Source organism: Streptomyces sp. 15-116A (assembly GCF_025290915.1).
Classification (GTDB): Bacteria; Actinomycetota; Actinomycetes; order Streptomycetales; family Streptomycetaceae; genus Streptomyces.
Genome location: NZ_JAOCQE010000144.1, coordinates 1 through 16,335, shown reverse-complemented (window position 1 = coordinate 16,335; position 16,335 = coordinate 1). Strand labels below are relative to the sequence as shown.

Below are 16,335 nucleotides of genomic sequence, written 5' to 3'. Positions count from 1 at the left end.
CGTCCTCGCCGGGGCCGACCTCACCGACGAGGACGCCTGCCGGCGCCTGGTGACGGACGCGGCCGAGTGGGGCGGCGGACGGCTGACCGCGCTGGTCAACAACGCGGGCGTGCAGCCGGTCCAGGAGCTCCCCGGCATGACGGCGGCCGAGTGGCGGGCGGTCCTGGACACCAACGTCACCAGCGTCTTCGCCTGCACCCAGGCCGCGGCGGAGCTCATGCGCGGGCACGGCGGCGGTTCCGTCACCCACATCGCCTCCGTCGAGGCCCGCCTCCCGGCCCCCGCCCACGCGCACTACAGCGCGGCCAAGGCGGCGGTGGTGATGCACGCCCGCTCGGCGGCCCTCGAGTACGGCCCGTGGGGCGTCCGCGTCAACACGGTCTCGCCCGGCCTGATCGACCGGGAGGGCCTCGCACAGGCCTGGCCGGACGGCGTGGACTGCTGGCGCCGGGCCACGGCGGTGGGCCGTCTGGGCCGCCCCGAGGACATCGGCGACGCCTGCGCCTATCTGGCCTCCCCACTGGCCTCCTGGGTGACGGGCCACGACCTGGTGGTGGACGGAGGGGCGACGGCTCGGCCGACGTGGTGAACGGCACTGAGCAGGACGCGCCCGCCATCCGTACGTAACACGGAGCCGAATGCCAGGAGGCGGGTGCGACGTGCGACGACGGTGGAACGAGGTGCTCGGGGCTGACGGACGACGTGCCGCCCCGCGGCAGGACCGGCGGCTCACCCGGCTCATGCTGCTGGGCTCGCTGCTGATCCTGTTCCTCCTCGGCAGCGCCGCCCCCGCCGGCGCCCACGCCGCGCTCCGCTCCAGCGACCCCGAGGACGGCAGTGTCGTCAAGTCCGCGCCCCGGCACGTCACCCTGACCTTCACCGAGTCCGTCGGCCTGCTGGAGGACTCCTTCCGGATCTACGGCCCCGACAACCGCCGCGTCTCCCTCGGCGACCCCGAACACGCGAAGGACGCCTCTGACACCGCCCGGGTCGAGCTGCCCGGCGACCTCGCCGACGGCACCTACACCGTCGCCTGGCGCGTGGTCTCCGCCGACAGCCACCCGGTGTCCGGCGCCTTCACCTTCTCCGTCGGCAAGCCCTCACCCACCGCACCCGCCGTCCCCGCGACGCCGGACGAACACCCGGTCACCGCGAGCCTCTACGACACCGCCCGCTACCTCGCGTACATCGCCGCCGCCCTGCTCATCGGCGTGGTGGCGTTCGCGGCGCTGTGCCGCCCGCCCGACACCCGCCCCCTGCGGCTGCCGCTGCTCACCGGCTGGTGGACCCTGCTCGCCTCCACCCTCGTCCTGCTGATCCTGCGCGCCCCCTACGAGAACGGCACCTCACCGGCGACCGCCCTCGACCCCTCCGCCGTCACCCGCGCCCTCACCGGCCGCCCGGGTCTCGCCCTGCTCGCCCGGCTGGCGCTGGTCCTGCTGACGGCGGTAGTCCTGCTACGGCTGTCCCGGCGCCGTACGCCCGACCGCACACCCCCCGCCCACCTGGCGGCCGGCACCGCCCTCGCCGTCGGCCTCGCCCTCACCTGGGCGGCGGCCGAGCACGCCTCCGCCGGGATCCAGGTCCCGCTGGCGATGACCTCGTCGGTACTGCACCTGCTGGCGACGGCCTGCTGGCTCGGCGGCCTGACCGCCCTGCTCCTCACCCTGTACCGAGCTCAGCGGCCCACCCCGCCCGCCACCGTCGTCCGCTTCTCCCGGCTGGCCTTCACCTCGGTCACCGTCCTCGCCGTCACCGGCGTCTACCAGTCCTGGCGCGGCCTGGGCTCCTGGCCGGCGCTCACGGAGACGCAGTACGGCCGGACCCTGTTGGTCAAACTGGCCCTGGTGGCCGCCCTGTTGCTGGTCGCGGGACTGTCCCGCCGCTGGACGACCCGCCTGGCGACGAACACCTCCCAGGCAGCGGTACGCGAACGGGTCCCGGAACTGGTCGGGGCCCCGGGCTCCGCCCCCACCCCGCCCGACGACACACCGCCACCCCCGCCCGCACCGGACCCCCACCGCCGCGCCCTGCGCCGCTCCGTCCTCGTCGAGGTCGCCGTGGCCACGGTCGTCCTGCTGGTCACGACCGTCCTGACCAGCACCCTCCCCGCCCGCGCCGAGGCCGAGGCGGCGTCCGGGGAGACCGGCGCGACAGCCCCCGTCGCCGGCCTGCCCGGCTCCACCACGCTCACGGTCCCCTACGACGTGGGCACCCCGAACGGCACGGGCCGCGTCCAGCTCACCCTCGACCCCGGCCGCGTGGGTGAGAACGGCGTCCAGGCAGTCGTCTTCGGCGCCGACAACGGCCTGATCGCCGTACCGGAACTCCGCATGACCTTCACCCTCAAGGCCAAGGACGTGGGCCCCATCGACGCCAACCTCACCGACCGAGGCGGCTACTGGGCCACCAACGACCTCACCCTCCCCCTGGACGGCACCTGGACCATGAAACTGACGATCAGGACGACAGAGGTGGACCAGGTGACGGAAACCCGTCAGGTCCGCATATCCCGGTGAGAGGAACCCTCTCAGGGGCGCGGGGAACTGCGCGACCAGCCCCGACGAGCCCGCACCCGCCGCCCAACCCAGACCCCCGAGCTCTCAGGCGTCCGGCTCCACATCAGCCGGCGGTGCCGTAGTGGACCGAGGAATCACAAACGTGGGCAGCACGACATGCCGCCCCCGATCCACCTCGGGGTCGTTGATGAGGGACAACGCCAGTTCCCCCGCCTCCCGCCCCAGCTCCGCCGGCGACTGAGCCACCGTCGACAGATCGAACCACTCCGCCAGCGGCTGATCATCGAACCCGAGGACAGACATCCGCTCCGGCACGGGAATCCGCGTCTTGCGCAGCGTCCACAGCACCGCCACGGCGACTTCGTCCTGCTCGGCGAAGACAGCCGTCGGCGGCTCCCGCAGACTCAGCAGCCTGCCCATCGCCTCGGCGGTACGCCGCTTGTCCCCCGCCCGCGTGCCGACCATCAGCTCCTTGTCGAGCGGGATGCCCGCCTCGGCCAGCGCCTGCTGATACCCCAGCAGCCGTTCGTTGGAGCTGAACGAGAAGCCGCTCGCGCCGACGGTGTGCAGGAACGCGATCCGGCGGTGGCCGAGGTTGAGCAGATGCCGGGTGCCGTGCACGGCCGCGGCCACATCGTCGACGTAGACGCTCGGCCGCCCCCGCACATGCTGGCTGACGTAGATGACCGGCATGCCGAGGTCGTCCAGCCGCGCGGTCTCCTCCTCGTTGAGGTCGAAGGAGAACACCAGCAGCGCGTCCGCGTTGCGCCGGGCGGGGAGGCGGTCGAAGAACGAGGTCCGCTCGGCCATGTCGGGAATGATGTAGACGCTCAGCTCCATGCCGGCCGCCCGCAGCAGCGGGCCGAGGCTGGACAGCGCCGCGCCCATGAACCACGCGTCGAGCGTGGGCACCAGCACCGCCACGTTCCCGGTCCTGCCCGTCACCAGGCTCGCCGCCTGGCGTGACACGGCGAAGTTCAGCTCGCGTGCGGCCTGTTCGACGCGGGCGCGCACGTCCGGCGACACGGTGGACAGCCCGCGCAGGGTGCGGGAGACGGTGGAGGTGGAGACCCCGGCCCGTTCGGCCACGTCGGCCATCGTGGGGTGGCGCTGAGCTGGTGGCATGAGCGGGACGGTAGCACAGGAAACGCTTCCTGCCGGGCCGGAATGACAGCGCTGTCACGCAGGGCGTTTGCATGCAAATCCTCAGGTAAACCGTGCCATTCACCGTCCTCTCTTCCTCATTACCCCGGCGTAACGCATTGACTTGCCGAAAGCCCGTCCCTACGGTGCAAGCGTTGTCACGCCGAGCGGGTCAACCTCTCTCCACCCCACCTCCACTCACGCATTCACCTGCTGAAACACCCCTGCGCACGCGCGTGACAACGCAGTCTCACCCAGAACCAGGGAGACCCAGTGAAGACCAGAACCACCAGAGCGTTTCCGTGCACTGCCGTGCTCACCGTCGGCGGGCTGCTCCTCACCGCCTGCGGCACGTCCGGCGACGGCGGCTCCGGGCAGGCCGGCCCGGCGTCGTTCGAGGGGCGCGGGCCCATCACGTACGTGGCCGGCAAGGACACCACCGGCACCGTCCAGCCGATGCTCGACCGCTGGAACGAGCTGCACCCCGAGGAGAAGGTCACCTTCATCCAGCTGCCGACGGACGCGGACGCCCAGCGCCAGCAGATGATCCAGAACGCGGAGACGAAGTCCGACGCCTACACGGTGCTGTCCCTCGACGTCGTGTGGACCTCGGAGTTCGCCGCCCACCAGTGGATCGACAAGCTGCCCGAGAAGCAGTTCCCGCTCGGCAGGATGCTCGATCCGGTGGTGGAGACGGCCCGATACCGTGACGGCCTCTACGCGGTCCCGGCCAGCTCCGACGGCGGCATGCTCTACTACCGCACCGACCTGCTGAAGAAGGCCGGCATAGCCGAACCGCCCGGGACCTGGGCGGAGATGAAGGCCGCCTGCGCGAAGGTCGCCAAGCTGCCCGAGGGCAAGGACATGGCGTGCTACGCCGGTCAGTTCCAGAAGTACGAGGGCCTGACGGTGAACTTCTCCGAGGCCGTCCACTCGGCGGGCGGCGTCGTCACCACCCCCGGCGGCAAGCCGGACGTCGACACCCCGGAGGCCAGGAAGGGACTGGACTTCCTCGTCGGCTCGGTCAAGGACGGCACCATCCCCAAGGAGGCCGTCACCTACCTGGAGGAGGACGGCCGCCAGGCCTTCCAGTCCGGCAAGCTGGTCTTCCTGCGCAACTGGCCCTACGTCCACGCCCTCGCCGCCAAGAGCGACATCAAGGGCACGTACGCGGTCGCCCCGCTGCCCGGCCTGAACGGGCCCGGCTCCTCCAGCCTCGGCGGCCACAACATGGCCGTGTCGTCGTCCGCGAAGAACAAGGCGACCGCGCTGGACTTCATCAAGTTCATGACCAGCGAGGAGAACACGGCGACCTTCCTGAAGAAGGCCTCGCTCGCCCCGCCGTACGCCTCCCTCTACGACGACCGCGCGCTGATCGAGCAGTACCCGTACCTGCCCGTGCTCAAGGAGTCCATCCTGCGCGCGGTGCCCCGCCCGAGGGTCGTGCCGTACGGCGATGTGACCGCCGCGGTCCAGCGGGAGGCGTACGCCGCGCTGACCGGGACCAAGAGCAGCGCCGAGGCGCTGAAGGACCTGCAGGACGACCTGCAGAAGTCCGTGGCGCCGTAAGGGGGCGGGGTCATGTCACACAGGGTCATGTCGCGCCCCACGGACGGCACCGCGCGCATGGCCGCCCTGCTGGTGTCCCCGACGCTGCTGGTGCTGACGATCGTCGTGCTGTACCCGACGCTGATGGCGCTCAAGGAGTCGCTGTACGGGCCGAAGGGCCTGGACGCGTCGACCGGGTTCATCAGCGACACCGAGCCGTTCGTGGGCCTGCGCAACTACGCCGACATCTTCGGCGAGGCCGGCGAGCGCTTCTGGAACGCCTTCTGGAACACGACCTTCTTCACCGTCGTGACCGTCGGCCTGGAGACGGTGATCGGTGTCGCGATGGCCCTGATCATGCACAAGGCGTTCCGCGGCCGGGGCCTGGTGCGGGCGGGCATCCTGATCCCCTGGGCCGTGCCGACGGCCATCTCCGGGCTGCTGTGGCGGTGGATCTTCAACAGCGACGGGGTGGCCAACGCCCTCCTCGGCCGGCAGATCCTGTGGACCACGGAGGGGTTCCACGCCAAGGTCGCCGTGATCGTCGCCGAGGTGTGGAAGACCGCCCCCTTCATCGGGCTGCTGGTCCTCGCCGGTCTCCAGGTGATCCCGAAGGAGGTGTACGAGGCCGCCCGGATCGACGGGGCGAGCCGGGCCCGCCGGTTCTGGCACGTCACACTGCCGCTGGTGAAGCCCGCCCTGCTGGTGGCGGTGCTGTTCCGCTGCATGGACGCGCTGCGGATGTTCGACCTGCCGTACCTCCTGATCGGCGCGCAGAAGCACTCGGTGGAGACCCTGTCGATGCTCGCGCAGAACGAGGCGTCCAACGTCCGCTTCGGACCGGCCTCCGCGTACGCGGTGATCCTCTTCCTCTACGTCTTCCTGATCGCGCTGGCGTTCGTGCGGCTGCTCGGCGCGGATCTCGTCGGGGACGGCGGGCCGGTGCGCAGGCGACGCCGGCGGGCCGCTGAGGGGGTGAAGGCATGACCCGCACTCAACGCTGGCGCGACGGCCTGCTGTACGCCGGTGTCGCGGCGGTGGTCCTCTACTGCCTCGCCCCCTTCTTCTGGATGCTGGTCTCCAGCCTGCGCCGCACCACGGACATCTTCGACACCTCGCTGATCCCCTCACCGGTGTCGTTCGAGAACTACCGCGCGGTGTTCGACCCGGCGCAGGGGTTCGCGCGGGCGCTGCTCAACAGCCTGATCGTCGCCGGTGTCACCACCGTGGCTGCGCTGCTGCTGGCCACGTTCACGGCGTACGCGATGGCCCGGCTGGAGTTCCGTTTCAAGCGGCTGATCCTCACGCTGATCATCGCCACCTCGATGTTCCCCGTGGTGTCGATCGTGGTGCCGCTGCTGAAGCTGTTCACGGACATCGGCTGGATCAACACCTACCAGTCGATGATCGTGCCGAGCATGTCCTTCGCGCTGCCGCTGGCGGTGTGGAACCTGACCACGTTCTTCCGGCAGATGCCGGACGAGCTGGAGCACGCGGCGATGGTCGACGGCTGCACCCGGGGTCAGGCGTTCCGCCGGATCATCATTCCGCTCGCCGCGCCGGGCATCTTCACCACCGCGATCATCACGTTCATCGCGGCGTGGAACGAGTTCCTGATCGCCCTGTCGATGACCAACCGCCCCGGGATGCAGACGGCGCCGGTCGCCATCTCGAAGTTCACCGGGGCGACGACGTACGAGACGCCGTTCGGCAGCCAGATGGCGGCCGGCGTCCTGGTCACCGTCCCCCTGGTGGTCATGGTGCTGCTCTTCCAGCGCCGCATCGTCGCCGGACTCACCGCCGGCGCCGCGAAGTAGCCCTCTCTTTCCCCCTCTTGTTCAGGAGTCCTCTCATGTCCGGCACCGCAGCGCCGTGGTGGCGCCACGCCGTCATCTACCAGGTCTACATCCGCAGCTTCGCCGACGGGAACGGCGACGGCGTCGGTGACATCGCCGGCATCCGGTCCCGCCTGCCGTACCTCAAGTCGCTGGGCGTGGACGCCATCTGGATCAACCCCTGGTACAAGTCGCCCATGGCGGACCACGGTTACGACGTGGCCGACTTCCGCGAGATCGACCCCCTCTTCGGCACGGTGGCCGAGGCGGAACGGCTGATCGAGGAGGCGCACGAGCACGGGATCCGCGTCATCCCGGACATCGTGCCCAACCACACCTCCGACCGGCACGCCTGGTTCCGCGCGGCACTGGCGGCGGGCCCCGGCAGCCCCGAGCGCGAGCGCTACGTCTTCCGCCCCGGGCGGGGCCCCGACGGCTCCGAGCCCCCCAACGACTGGGTCTCCTGCTTCGGCGGCCCGGCCTGGACACGGGTCCCGGACGGCGAGTGGTACCTGCACCTCTTCGCCCCCGAACAGCCCGACCTCAACTGGCGGCACCCGGACGTGCACGCCGAGTTCGAGTCGGTCCTGCGCTTCTGGCTGGGCCGCGGCGTGGACGGCTTCCGCATCGACGTGGCCCACGGCCTGGTCAAGCACCCCGACCTGCCGGACCTGCCGCCCCGCCGCGACCCGGACGCCGAGCCGGCCCGCCCGCACCTCGACCACCCCCACTGGGACCGCGACGAGGTCCACGAGATCTACCGCGCCTGGCGCAAGGTCGCCGACGAGTTCCCCGGCGACCGCTGCTTCGTCGCCGAGGCGTGGGCGGACACCCCCGAGCGGCTGGCCGCCTACGTCCGCCCGGAGGGTCTGCACACCGCGTTCAACTTCGACTTCCTGATGTCCGGCTGGGACGCGAAGGACCTGCGTACGGTCATCGACGACTCCCTCGCCATGCTCGGCGCGGTCGGCGCACCGGCCACCTGGGTGCTGTCCAACCACGACGTCATGCGCCACCCCAGCCGCTACGGCCGCCGCCGCGTCCGGCGCTGGGTGGCCAACGAGCGCTACGTCCCCGAGGGCCCCGCCGACCTGACCCTGGGCACCCGCCGGGCCCGCGCCGCCGCCCTGCTGATGCTCGCCCTGCCCGGCGGCGCCTACATCTACCAGGGTGAGGAGCTGGGTCTCCCGGAGGTCGAGGACCTGCCCGAGTCGGTGCTCCAGGACCCGGTCTGGGAACGCTCCGGCCACACGGACCGCGGCCGCGACGGCTGCCGCGTCCCCATCCCCTGGTCCGGCGACAGCGCCCCCTACGGCTTCAGCCCCGCCGACGCCACCGCGTCCCCGTGGCTGCCCCAGCCCTCCGACTGGGCCCACTACAGCGTGGCCGCCCAGACGGGTGACCCCGGTTCCATGCTGGAGCTGTACCGCACGGCCCTCCACCTGCGCCGCCGTCACCCGGCTCTGGGCGACGGCACCCTGACCTGGCAGGAAGCACCGGAAGGCGTCCTCGCCTTCACCCGCTCCCCGGGCTTCGCCTGCGTCATCAACCTCTCCTCGACCCCGTACCCGCTCCCGCCGCACACCTCGGTGCTGCTGTCCAGCGGGCCCCTGGAGAACGACCTACTGCCACCGGACCAGGCGGTGTGGCTGGAGCGGTAGCCGCCGGCGGAAGAGCGGAAGAATGGGCAGGGGAGGGGCAGGGGGAGGAGGCTGGGGGGACGAGGAGGCTGGGGGGACGAGGAGGCCCCCATGCCCGAGCTGCCGGATGTCGAAGGGTTCCGCAAGGTGCTGGAGTCCTGCGCGCGGGGCAGGGTCGTCCGGCGCGTGGACGTGCGTGACGCGGGCGTCCTGCACGCAGTGAGCGCGCGGCGGCTGAGCGAGGCGCTGGAGGGGCGCCGGTTCACCGGCACCCAGCGGCACGGGAAGTGGCTGCTGGCCCGCACTGGCGGCCCTCTGCTGGCGCTGCACTTCGGCATGACGGGCCGCCTGGTGTGCTCGGACGCCGAGGACGCGCTCGACGCCCACGACCGGGTGGTGTTCACCGTGACCGGCGGACGTCAGCTCCGCTTCCGCGACCAGCGCAAGCTCCAGGGCCTGTGGCTGTGCGAGGACGCCGACGCGGCGGCGCGGCTGCTGGAGGGTCAGGGCCCGGACGCGCTGGCGGTGGACCGTGAGGAGTTCGAGGCCGCGCTGGCGTCCCGTCGCGGCAAGGTCAAGACCGTCCTCACCGACCAGAGCGCCCTCGCCGGGCTCGGCAATCTGCTGGCGGACGAGGTGCTCTGGCGGGCGGGACTGCCTCCCACGGTCCGGGCGAGCGACCTCGGCTCGCCCGACCGCCGCCGGCTGTACACCCACATGCGCCGCACCCTGCGCTCCGCGGTCACCGCGGGCTGCGTGCCGCCCCGCGACACCTGGCTCACGGGCCACCGCGACGACCCGGACCCGACCTGCCCCCGCTGCGGCACCCACCTGCGCCGCACCCGCCTGTCGGGCCGCACGACGGTCTGGTGCCCGGGGTGCCAGCAGGCCGGGACCTGAGCCGGGCCGAGCCGGGCTTCGAAGCAGGAAACGGGGTGCCGCTTCGCTCAACTCCCCGTCCCCGCAGGGGTCCCGTGCGAGGATGTCGACCGTGACCCCATGGTCCTCCTCGCCCGTCGCCGGGACCTCGCCCCGCATCAACGGCCTGGGTCCCCGCGCCGCAGCGGTCCTCGTGTTCACGTCCTCGGCCGCGGTGCTGGTGGTCGAGATCGTCGCCCTGCGGCTGCTGGCGCCGTACCTCGGTCTGACCCTCGAGACCAGCACCATGGTGATCGGCGTCGCCCTCACCGCCATCGCCCTCGGCTCCTGGTTCGGCGGACGTCTCGCCGACCAGGTCGATCCGCGCAGGCTCCTCGGCCCGTCGATCGGGGTGTCGGGAGCGGTCGTCGCCCTCACCCCCGCGGTGCTGCGCAGCACCGCGGAGTGGGCCCCGCCGCTGCTCATGCTGATCGCGTCGCTGACCATCCTCGTGCCGGGCGCGCTGCTCTCCGCGGTGACGCCGATGGTGACCAAGCTGCGGCTGACCAGCCTCGCCGAGACGGGCACGGTGGTCGGCCGGCTGTCCGGCGTCGGCACCGCGGGCGCCATCGCCGGCACCGTCCTCACCGGCTTCGTGCTGGTGTCGCGGCTGCCGGTCAGCGGCATCCTGCTCGGCCTCGGCGTCCTGCTGGTCGTCGGCTCCGCGCTGGTGCAGTGGCGGGCGCGCGGCTGGAGCGGCACGCCCGCCCTGACCCTCGTCGTCGTGGCCGGCGGCCTCGCCACCACGGTCGCGCCCGGCGCCTGCGACACGGAGACCCGCTACCACTGCGCCCAGGTCGTCACGGACCCCGACCGGTCCGGCGGCCGCACCCTCGTCCTGGACGGCCTGCGCCACTCCTACGTCGACATCGACGACCCGACCCACCTGAAGTTCACCTACGTACGGGCCCTCGCGGCGGTCGTCGACACCGCCTTCCCCGAGGGCTCGCCGCTCGCCGCGTACCACCTGGGCGGCGGCGGGCTCACCTTCCCCCGCTACCTCGCGGCCACGCGGGCCGGGACGCGCAGCGTCGTCTCCGAGATCGACAGCGGGGTCGTACGGATCAACCGCGACCAGCTCGGTCTGCGCCAGGCCGCCGGCATCGACGTACGCACCGAGGACGGCAGGCTCGGCCTGCGCCGGCTGGACACCGGCAGCCGTGACCTCGTCGTCGGCGACGCCTTCGGGGGTGTCAGCGTGCCGTGGCACCTGACGACGGTGGAGGCGATGACCGACGTACGGCGGGTGCTCGACGAGGACGGCCTGTACGTGGCCAACCTCATCGACCACGGCGAGCTGGCCTTCGCCCGCGCCGAGGCGGCCACCCTCGCCGAGGTCTTCGAGCACGTCGCCCTCGTCGGCGCCCCCACCGAGGGCGGCAACCTGCTGCTCCTCGCCTCCGACCGCCCGTTCGGCCTTCGCGCGACCCAGGAAGCCCTGGACGCCCGCGGCACCGACTGGCGGATCATCACCGGCGACGCCCTCACCTCCTGGATCGGCGACGCACAGCCCCTCACCGACGACCACGCCCCCGTCGACCAGCTCCTCGAGCCGTACAGCCCGCAGAGCGGCCACTGAGCCCAGAGACCGAAGCGGCGCTCCTCGTACCCTGGCCCCGTGCCGTCCTCCCGTCTGCGTCGCGTCGCCGTACTCGTCCTCGAGGGTGCGAAGCCGCTCGACGTCGGCATCCCCGCGCAGGTGTTCACGACCCGCGCGAGCATGCCGTACGAGGTGCGGGTCTGCGGCGCGGCGCCCGGGCTGGTGACCGGCGCCGACGGCCTGTCGTACTCCGTCGCCCACGGCCTCGACGCCCTCGCCTGGGCGGACATCGTCTTCATCCCCGGCCACCGCTTCCCGGACCGCGACGACCCGCCGCCGGCCGTCGTCGCCGCGCTGATCGCCGCGCACGCCCGGGGCACGCGGCTCGCCGCCATCTCGACCGGCGCCTTCACCCTCGCCGCCACGGGCCTGCTGGACGGCAGACGCGCCACGACCCACTGGCACTACGCGCGGTCGCTCGCCGCCAAGCACCCGCGCGTGCAGGTCGACGAGAACGTGCTGTTCGTCGACGAGGGCAGCGTGCTGACGTCGGCCGGCGCCGCCTCCGGCATCGACCTGTGCCTGCACATCCTGCGCGGCGACCTCGGGGTGGCCGCCTCCAACCACGCGGCCCGGCGCCTGGTCGCGGCGCCCTACCGCAGCGGCGGCCAGGCGCAGTACGTGCCGCGCAGCGTGCCCGAGCCGCTGGGGGAGCGGTTCGCCGCCACCCGCGAGTGGGCGCTCACCCGGCTCGGCGAGCCCCTCACCCTGGAGGCGCTCGCCCGGCACGCGGCGGTCTCGCCGCGCACGTTCTCGCGGCGCTTCGTCGAGGACACCGGGTACACGCCGATGCAGTGGGTCATGCGCGCCCGCATCGACGTGGCCCGTGAGCTGCTCGAACGCTCCCAGCGCAGCGTCGAGCAGATCGCCGCCGAGGTGGGTCTGGGCACCGGCGCGAACCTGCGGCTGCACTTCCAGCGCATCCTCGGCACGACCCCGACGGACTACCGGCGCACGTTCGCCCGGGGCGAGTAGCCGGACCCGGCGGTCTTCGGCGGCCTGGCGCGATCCTTGCGAACCGTGGCGATCGCGCCGCTGTCAGGACCATGGACCGCCCGCGACGCTGGTGGTGAACCGAAGGGACACCATTCATGACTCGCATCGCGATCAACGGCTTCGGCCGCATCGGACGCAATGTGCTGCGCGCCCTGCTGGAGCGCGACAGCGCCCTCGAGATCGTCGCCGTCAACGATCTGACGGAGCCCGCCACGCTCGCCCGGCTGCTCGCCTACGACAGCACGTCCGGCCGGCTCGGCCGCCCGGTGACCGCCGACGGGGACGCCCTCGTCGTCGACGGCCGCCGGATCAAGGTGCTGGCCGAGCGCGAACCGGCGCGGCTGCCGTGGGCCGAGCTCGGTGTGGACGTCGTCCTGGAAGCCACCGGCCGCTTCACCTCGGCGAAGGCCGCCCGCGCCCACCTCGACGCGGGCGCGCGGAAGGTCCTCGTCAGCGCGCCCTCGGACGGCGCCGACGTCACCCTCGCCTACGGGGTCAACACCGACGCGTACGACCCGGCGCTCCACACGATCGTCTCCAACGCCTCCTGCACGACGAACGCGCTCGCGCCGCTGGCCGCGGTCCTCGACGACCTCGCCGGCATCGAGCACGGCTTCATGACGACGGTGCACGCCTACACGCAGGAGCAGAACCTGCAGGACGGCCCGCACCGCGACGCCCGCCGCGCCCGCGCCGCCGCCGTGAACATCGTGCCGACCACGACCGGCGCCGCCAAGGCGATCGGCCTGGTGCTGCCGAACCTCGACGGCAAGCTGTCGGGCGACTCGATCCGCGTGCCGGTGCCGGTGGGCTCGATCGTCGAGCTCAACACGACCGTCGCCCGCGACGTGACCCGCGACGACGTCCTGGCGGCCTACCGCACCGCCGCCGCGGGCCCGCTCGCCGGCATCCTCGAGTACTCGGAGGACCCCCTGGTCTCCTCCGACATCACGGGCAACCCGGCCTCGTCCATCGTCGACTCGGCCCTGACCCGCGTCGACGGCCGCCACATCAAGGTCGTCGCCTGGTACGACAACGAGTGGGGCTTCTCGAACCGCGTCATCGACACCCTCGAACTCCTCACCACCCCCTGACCACGAACGCCGACGAGGGGCCCCACCGATGACCGATGACCGGTGGGGCCCCTCGCCTTGTCTTGTCCGCCTAGGCGGCTCTGCGCCGCGCCGCACGCGGGCCCGGAGCGGGCTCCCGTACGTCCTCCTCGGACCAGAGGGTCTCGTCCTCCGGAAGGTCCGGGGCCTGGAAGGGGTTGGTCGCCGGAGGCGGCGACACCGCGGTGGAACGGCGGGGCTGCCCTTCCACGGCGGAGAACAACGACGTCGAGTCGATGAGAGGTCTGCCTTTCGTCACAGGTCTCTTCACAGATCCCTGAGGGGGCCTGGCGTGCCCTGACCGGGCACCACTGTCCTAGAGCTTGGTCATCTTCGTGTACGGGCTCAGGATCCGCATCTGCGCCGAGCCGAAATCCACGAGCGCCGCGATGCCGTCCTCGATGCCGACCACCCGGCCGAGGCCGTACACGTCATGCGTGACCTGGTCGCCCGTGGCGAAGTGCTTGGGCGCCGGTACGACCGGGGCCTTGAAGGGGCTGGTGGGCAGATGACGCTTCGGCGCCGCAGGCTTTGTCATGGCTCAGTATGCGCCCCCACACGCCCCGCCCGCTGTGGCCATCGGCACAGATCCACACCCCGGCGACCTGGCCACGCCACTGACCTGGGCTTTCCCGACCGAAACGAATACCGACCGGCTTGCTTACGCCTGGCCGTAGAGGCGTGGCAAGTCGATGAGGTGAATGTCCGGTGAGGTCGCGGCGGCGGCGTGCGCCTTGTCGCTGAAGCCCGCTCCGCTAAAGCACAGCAAGCGAGCCCGGGTGGTGTCGTAGCGGCCGGCCTGGGCGATGAGCTCGCGGATGTGCTTGAGGCGTTCGATATGGGCGACGCCCATGGTGTCGTCCCACTTGGCTTCGCCGATAGCCGGCAGCGGGGGCTTGGCGTGTCCGTCGGCGATGCCCACAACGGCCACGTCGACCTCGTGGCCGGTCCGAGCCTTGGGGTCGTGGACCACTCCGTGGCCGACGCGGGCAGGCAGGCCGCCGAGGAGGTCGGGGTCCGCGTGATGCAGCGCCCAGTCGCGGCAGACCTGCTCGAAGTGCGGTCCCAGGACGTTGCTGACGAAGCGTCGAAGGCTGGCCTGCCAGACCCGGGCAGCGCTGCCGGGACGCTCCAATCGGTCCCATACCGGACGCATGATGGCTGGCTCCTCGCGGGCGTACGCGAGTGAGCCGGTAACCCCGGGATGCCACAGCCGCCCGCAGGCGCGCCGCAGAGCGGTGGCGTGTTCGAGGTTCACCGGGACGCATACGCCGAAGACCCCGGCCGCTGAGCGGCCGGGGTCTTCGTTTCGCCTCTTCAGGCGGCTGCGGAGGATACGAGATTCGAACTCGTGAGGGGTTGCCCCCAACACGCTTTCCAAGCGTGCGCCCTAGGCCTCTAGGCGAATCCTCCGCCGGAAACATTACATGACCGAGAGGAGTGCTCGCGAACTCGTTCCGGCCCCCGGGGATGAGGTAGCCTTTGCGCAGCCCCTCACGCGGCGCTATCTGACTGAACTCCCCCAGGGCCGGAAGGCAGCAAGGGTAGGTCGGCTCTGGCGGGTGCGTGGGGGGCGCTTGCGTTCCCGGGGCGGTCTGGTTGTCAGTGGGCGCCTATAACCTCGTATGCGTGTCGTCTCTCGCGCTGTACCGCCGCTATCGCCCGGAGACCTTTGCGGAGGTCATCGGGCAGGAGCATGTCACCGACCCGTTGCAGCAGGCGCTGCGGAACAACCGGGTCAATCACGCGTACCTGTTCAGCGGTCCGCGCGGCTGCGGCAAGACGACCAGCGCGCGCATCCTCGCGCGGTGCCTGAACTGCGAGAAGGGCCCCACGCCCACACCTTGCGGGGAGTGTCAGTCCTGCCGGGACCTCGCGCGCAACGGCCCCGGTTCGATCGACGTCATCGAGATCGACGCCGCATCGCACGGTGGCGTGGACGACGCCCGTGACCTGCGCGAGAAGGCCTTCTTCGGACCCGCCGGCAGCCGGTACAAGATCTACATCATCGACGAGGCCCACATGGTCACGTCGGCCGGTTTCAACGCGCTCCTCAAGGTCGTCGAGGAGCCCCCGGAGCATCTGAAGTTCATCTTCGCCACCACCGAGCCCGAGAAGGTCATCGGGACGATCCGTTCCCGGACCCACCACTACCCGTTCCGGCTCGTCCCCCCGGGCACGCTCCGGGACTACCTCGCCGAGGTGTGCCAGAAGGAGAACATCCCGGTCGAGGACGGTGTGCTGCCGCTCGTCGTGCGCGCCGGCGCCGGGTCCGTCCGTGACTCGATGTCCGTCATGGACCAGCTCCTCGCCGGCGCCGGTGAGCAGGGTGTGACGTATGCCATGGCCACCTCCCTGCTCGGGTACACCGACGGCTCGCTGCTCGACTCCGTCGTGGAGGCCTTCGCCACCGGCGACGGCGCCGCCGCCTTCGAGGTCGTCGACCGCGTGATCGAGGGCGGCAACGATCCCCGTCGCTTCGTCGCCGACCTGCTGGAGCGGCTGCGCGACCTCGTCATCCTCGCCGCCGTCCCCGACGCCGCCGAGAAGGGGCTCATCGACGCCCCCGCCGACGTCATCGAGCGCATGCAGGCCCAGGCCGGCACCTTCGGCGCCGCCGAGCTCAGCCGCGCCGCCGACCTCGTCAACGAGGGCCTCACCGAGATGCGCGGCGCCACCTCGCCCCGCCTCCAGCTCGAGCTGATCTGCGCCCGCGTACTGCTTCCGGCCGCCTACGGCGACGAGCGGTCGGTCATGGCCCGCCTCGACCGCATCGAGCGCGGCGTGAACTTCTCCGCCGGCGTCGCCGGTGCCGGCGCCGGTGCCGGTCTGCCCGCGATGGGGTACGTCCCCGGGCCGGACGCCCATGCTCCGACTCCCGCTCAGGGGGCCGGTCAGGGGCAGGCGCCCGCCGCGGTACCGGTTCCGCCCGGTGGTGGTCCCGCCGCGGCCAGGGCGGCGGTACGGGCTCCGGGGGCCGGTGGTTCGGCGACCCCGGCGAGCGGTGCCGGTGCCGGTGCTGCG

Annotated in this window: 15 protein-coding genes, 1 tRNA gene and 1 other RNA gene; 12 read left to right on the top strand and 5 right to left on the bottom strand. The window is 71.9% G+C overall.

The window, feature by feature from the left end:
• Both N4P33_RS21770 and N4P33_RS21765 read left to right on the top strand, forming a co-directional pair.
• The coding region (locus N4P33_RS21770) for an SDR family NAD(P)-dependent oxidoreductase (protein ID WP_260828323.1) at nt 1-589 on the top strand (589 nt) is incomplete at its 5' end.
• Nucleotides 590-740: 151 nt separating this feature from the next.
• A complete protein-coding gene (locus tag N4P33_RS21765; protein ID WP_260828325.1) occupies nt 741-2,519 on the top strand; it encodes a copper resistance protein CopC/CopD in 1,779 nt (592 codons plus the stop codon).
• Between the two features lie 84 nt (nt 2,520-2,603).
• Here N4P33_RS21765 and N4P33_RS21760 read toward each other — a convergent pair whose 3' ends face one another.
• Nucleotides 2,604-3,644: a LacI family DNA-binding transcriptional regulator gene (locus N4P33_RS21760; RefSeq protein ID WP_313904555.1), complete on the bottom strand. Its 1,041-nt coding sequence runs from the start codon at nt 3,642-3,644 to the stop codon at nt 2,604-2,606.
• Nucleotides 3,645-3,935: 291 nt separating this feature from the next.
• Here N4P33_RS21760 and N4P33_RS21755 point away from each other — a divergent pair, with 291 nt between their 5' ends.
• The 8 genes from N4P33_RS21755 (at nt 3,936) to gap (ending at nt 13,293) form a co-directional block, all read left to right on the top strand.
• Entirely contained in the window at nt 3,936-5,231 is a 1,296-nt protein-coding gene (locus tag N4P33_RS21755; protein ID WP_260828322.1) for an ABC transporter substrate-binding protein, read from the top strand.
• A gap of 12 nt (nt 5,232-5,243) precedes the next feature.
• Nucleotides 5,244-6,197, top strand: a complete 954-nt coding sequence (locus N4P33_RS21750) for a carbohydrate ABC transporter permease (RefSeq protein ID WP_260828321.1) — start codon at nt 5,244-5,246, stop codon at nt 6,195-6,197.
• Nucleotides 6,194-7,027, top strand: coding sequence for a carbohydrate ABC transporter permease (locus tag N4P33_RS21745; RefSeq protein WP_260828320.1), 834 nt, complete (start codon nt 6,194-6,196; stop codon nt 7,025-7,027). The genes N4P33_RS21750 and N4P33_RS21745 overlap by 4 nt, the downstream gene beginning before the upstream one ends.
• 35 nt (nt 7,028-7,062) lie before the next feature.
• Entirely contained in the window at nt 7,063-8,706 is a 1,644-nt protein-coding gene (locus N4P33_RS21740) for a glycoside hydrolase family 13 protein (protein ID WP_260828319.1), read from the top strand.
• 90 nt (nt 8,707-8,796) lie between these two features.
• Nucleotides 8,797-9,585: an Fpg/Nei family DNA glycosylase gene (locus N4P33_RS21735; protein ID WP_260828318.1), complete on the top strand. Its 789-nt coding sequence runs from the start codon at nt 8,797-8,799 to the stop codon at nt 9,583-9,585.
• 82 nt (nt 9,586-9,667) lie between these two features.
• Nucleotides 9,668-11,182 carry a fused MFS/spermidine synthase gene (locus tag N4P33_RS21730; protein ID WP_260828317.1) on the top strand — a complete coding sequence of 505 codons (1,515 nt, stop codon included), beginning with the start codon at nt 9,668-9,670 and terminating at the stop codon, nt 11,180-11,182.
• A 39-nt stretch (nt 11,183-11,221) separates the two neighbouring features.
• Nucleotides 11,222-12,178 (top strand): GlxA family transcriptional regulator, encoded by a 957-nt coding sequence (locus N4P33_RS21725; RefSeq protein ID WP_260828316.1) that lies wholly within the window; start codon nt 11,222-11,224, stop codon nt 12,176-12,178.
• Nucleotides 12,179-12,294: 116 nt separating this feature from the next.
• Nucleotides 12,295-13,293 carry a type I glyceraldehyde-3-phosphate dehydrogenase gene (gap, locus tag N4P33_RS21720; RefSeq protein ID WP_260828315.1) on the top strand — a complete coding sequence of 333 codons (999 nt, stop codon included), beginning with the start codon at nt 12,295-12,297 and terminating at the stop codon, nt 13,291-13,293.
• Between the two features lie 70 nt (nt 13,294-13,363).
• Here the strand turns inward: gap and N4P33_RS21715 are convergent, their stop codons facing one another.
• The 4 genes from N4P33_RS21715 to N4P33_RS21700 form a co-directional block, all read right to left on the bottom strand.
• Nucleotides 13,364-13,570, bottom strand: coding sequence for a hypothetical protein (locus N4P33_RS21715; protein ID WP_260828314.1), 207 nt, complete (start codon nt 13,568-13,570; stop codon nt 13,364-13,366).
• Nucleotides 13,571-13,627: 57 nt separating this feature from the next.
• Nucleotides 13,628-13,849, bottom strand: a complete 222-nt coding sequence (locus tag N4P33_RS21710) for a hypothetical protein (RefSeq protein ID WP_260828313.1) — start codon at nt 13,847-13,849, stop codon at nt 13,628-13,630.
• A gap of 123 nt (nt 13,850-13,972) precedes the next feature.
• Nucleotides 13,973-14,569, bottom strand: coding sequence for a restriction endonuclease (locus tag N4P33_RS21705; RefSeq protein ID WP_260828312.1), 597 nt, complete (start codon nt 14,567-14,569; stop codon nt 13,973-13,975).
• A 70-nt stretch (nt 14,570-14,639) separates the two neighbouring features.
• Nucleotides 14,640-14,724, bottom strand: a tRNA-Ser gene (locus N4P33_RS21700).
• 72 nt (nt 14,725-14,796) lie between these two features.
• On the opposite strand from N4P33_RS21700, the gene ffs reads away from it, so the two are divergent.
• An RNA gene (gene ffs / locus N4P33_RS21695) (signal recognition particle sRNA small type) lies at nt 14,797-14,895 on the top strand.
• 45 nt (nt 14,896-14,940) lie between these two features.
• Nucleotides 14,941-16,335 (top strand): DNA polymerase III subunit gamma and tau (locus N4P33_RS21690; RefSeq protein ID WP_260828311.1); only part of this gene is annotated, 1,395 nt, incomplete at its 3' end.

Coding starts and splice junctions, on each gene's coding strand:
- N4P33_RS21765 (WP_260828325.1), top strand. CDS start 741: ATGCTGCTGGGCTCGCTGCTGATCCTGTTCCTCCTCGGCAGCGCCGCC.
- N4P33_RS21760 (WP_313904555.1), bottom strand. CDS start 3,644: ATGCCACCAGCTCAGCGCCACCCCACGATGGCCGACGTGGCCGAACGG.
- N4P33_RS21750 (WP_260828321.1), top strand. CDS start 5,244: ATGTCACACAGGGTCATGTCGCGCCCCACGGACGGCACCGCGCGCATG.
- N4P33_RS21745 (WP_260828320.1), top strand. CDS start 6,194: ATGACCCGCACTCAACGCTGGCGCGACGGCCTGCTGTACGCCGGTGTC.
- N4P33_RS21740 (WP_260828319.1), top strand. CDS start 7,063: ATGTCCGGCACCGCAGCGCCGTGGTGGCGCCACGCCGTCATCTACCAG.
- N4P33_RS21735 (WP_260828318.1), top strand. CDS start 8,797: ATGCCCGAGCTGCCGGATGTCGAAGGGTTCCGCAAGGTGCTGGAGTCC.
- N4P33_RS21730 (WP_260828317.1), top strand. CDS start 9,668: ATGTCGACCGTGACCCCATGGTCCTCCTCGCCCGTCGCCGGGACCTCG.
- gap (WP_260828315.1), top strand. CDS start 12,295: ATGACTCGCATCGCGATCAACGGCTTCGGCCGCATCGGACGCAATGTG.
- N4P33_RS21710 (WP_260828313.1), bottom strand. CDS start 13,849: ATGACAAAGCCTGCGGCGCCGAAGCGTCATCTGCCCACCAGCCCCTTC.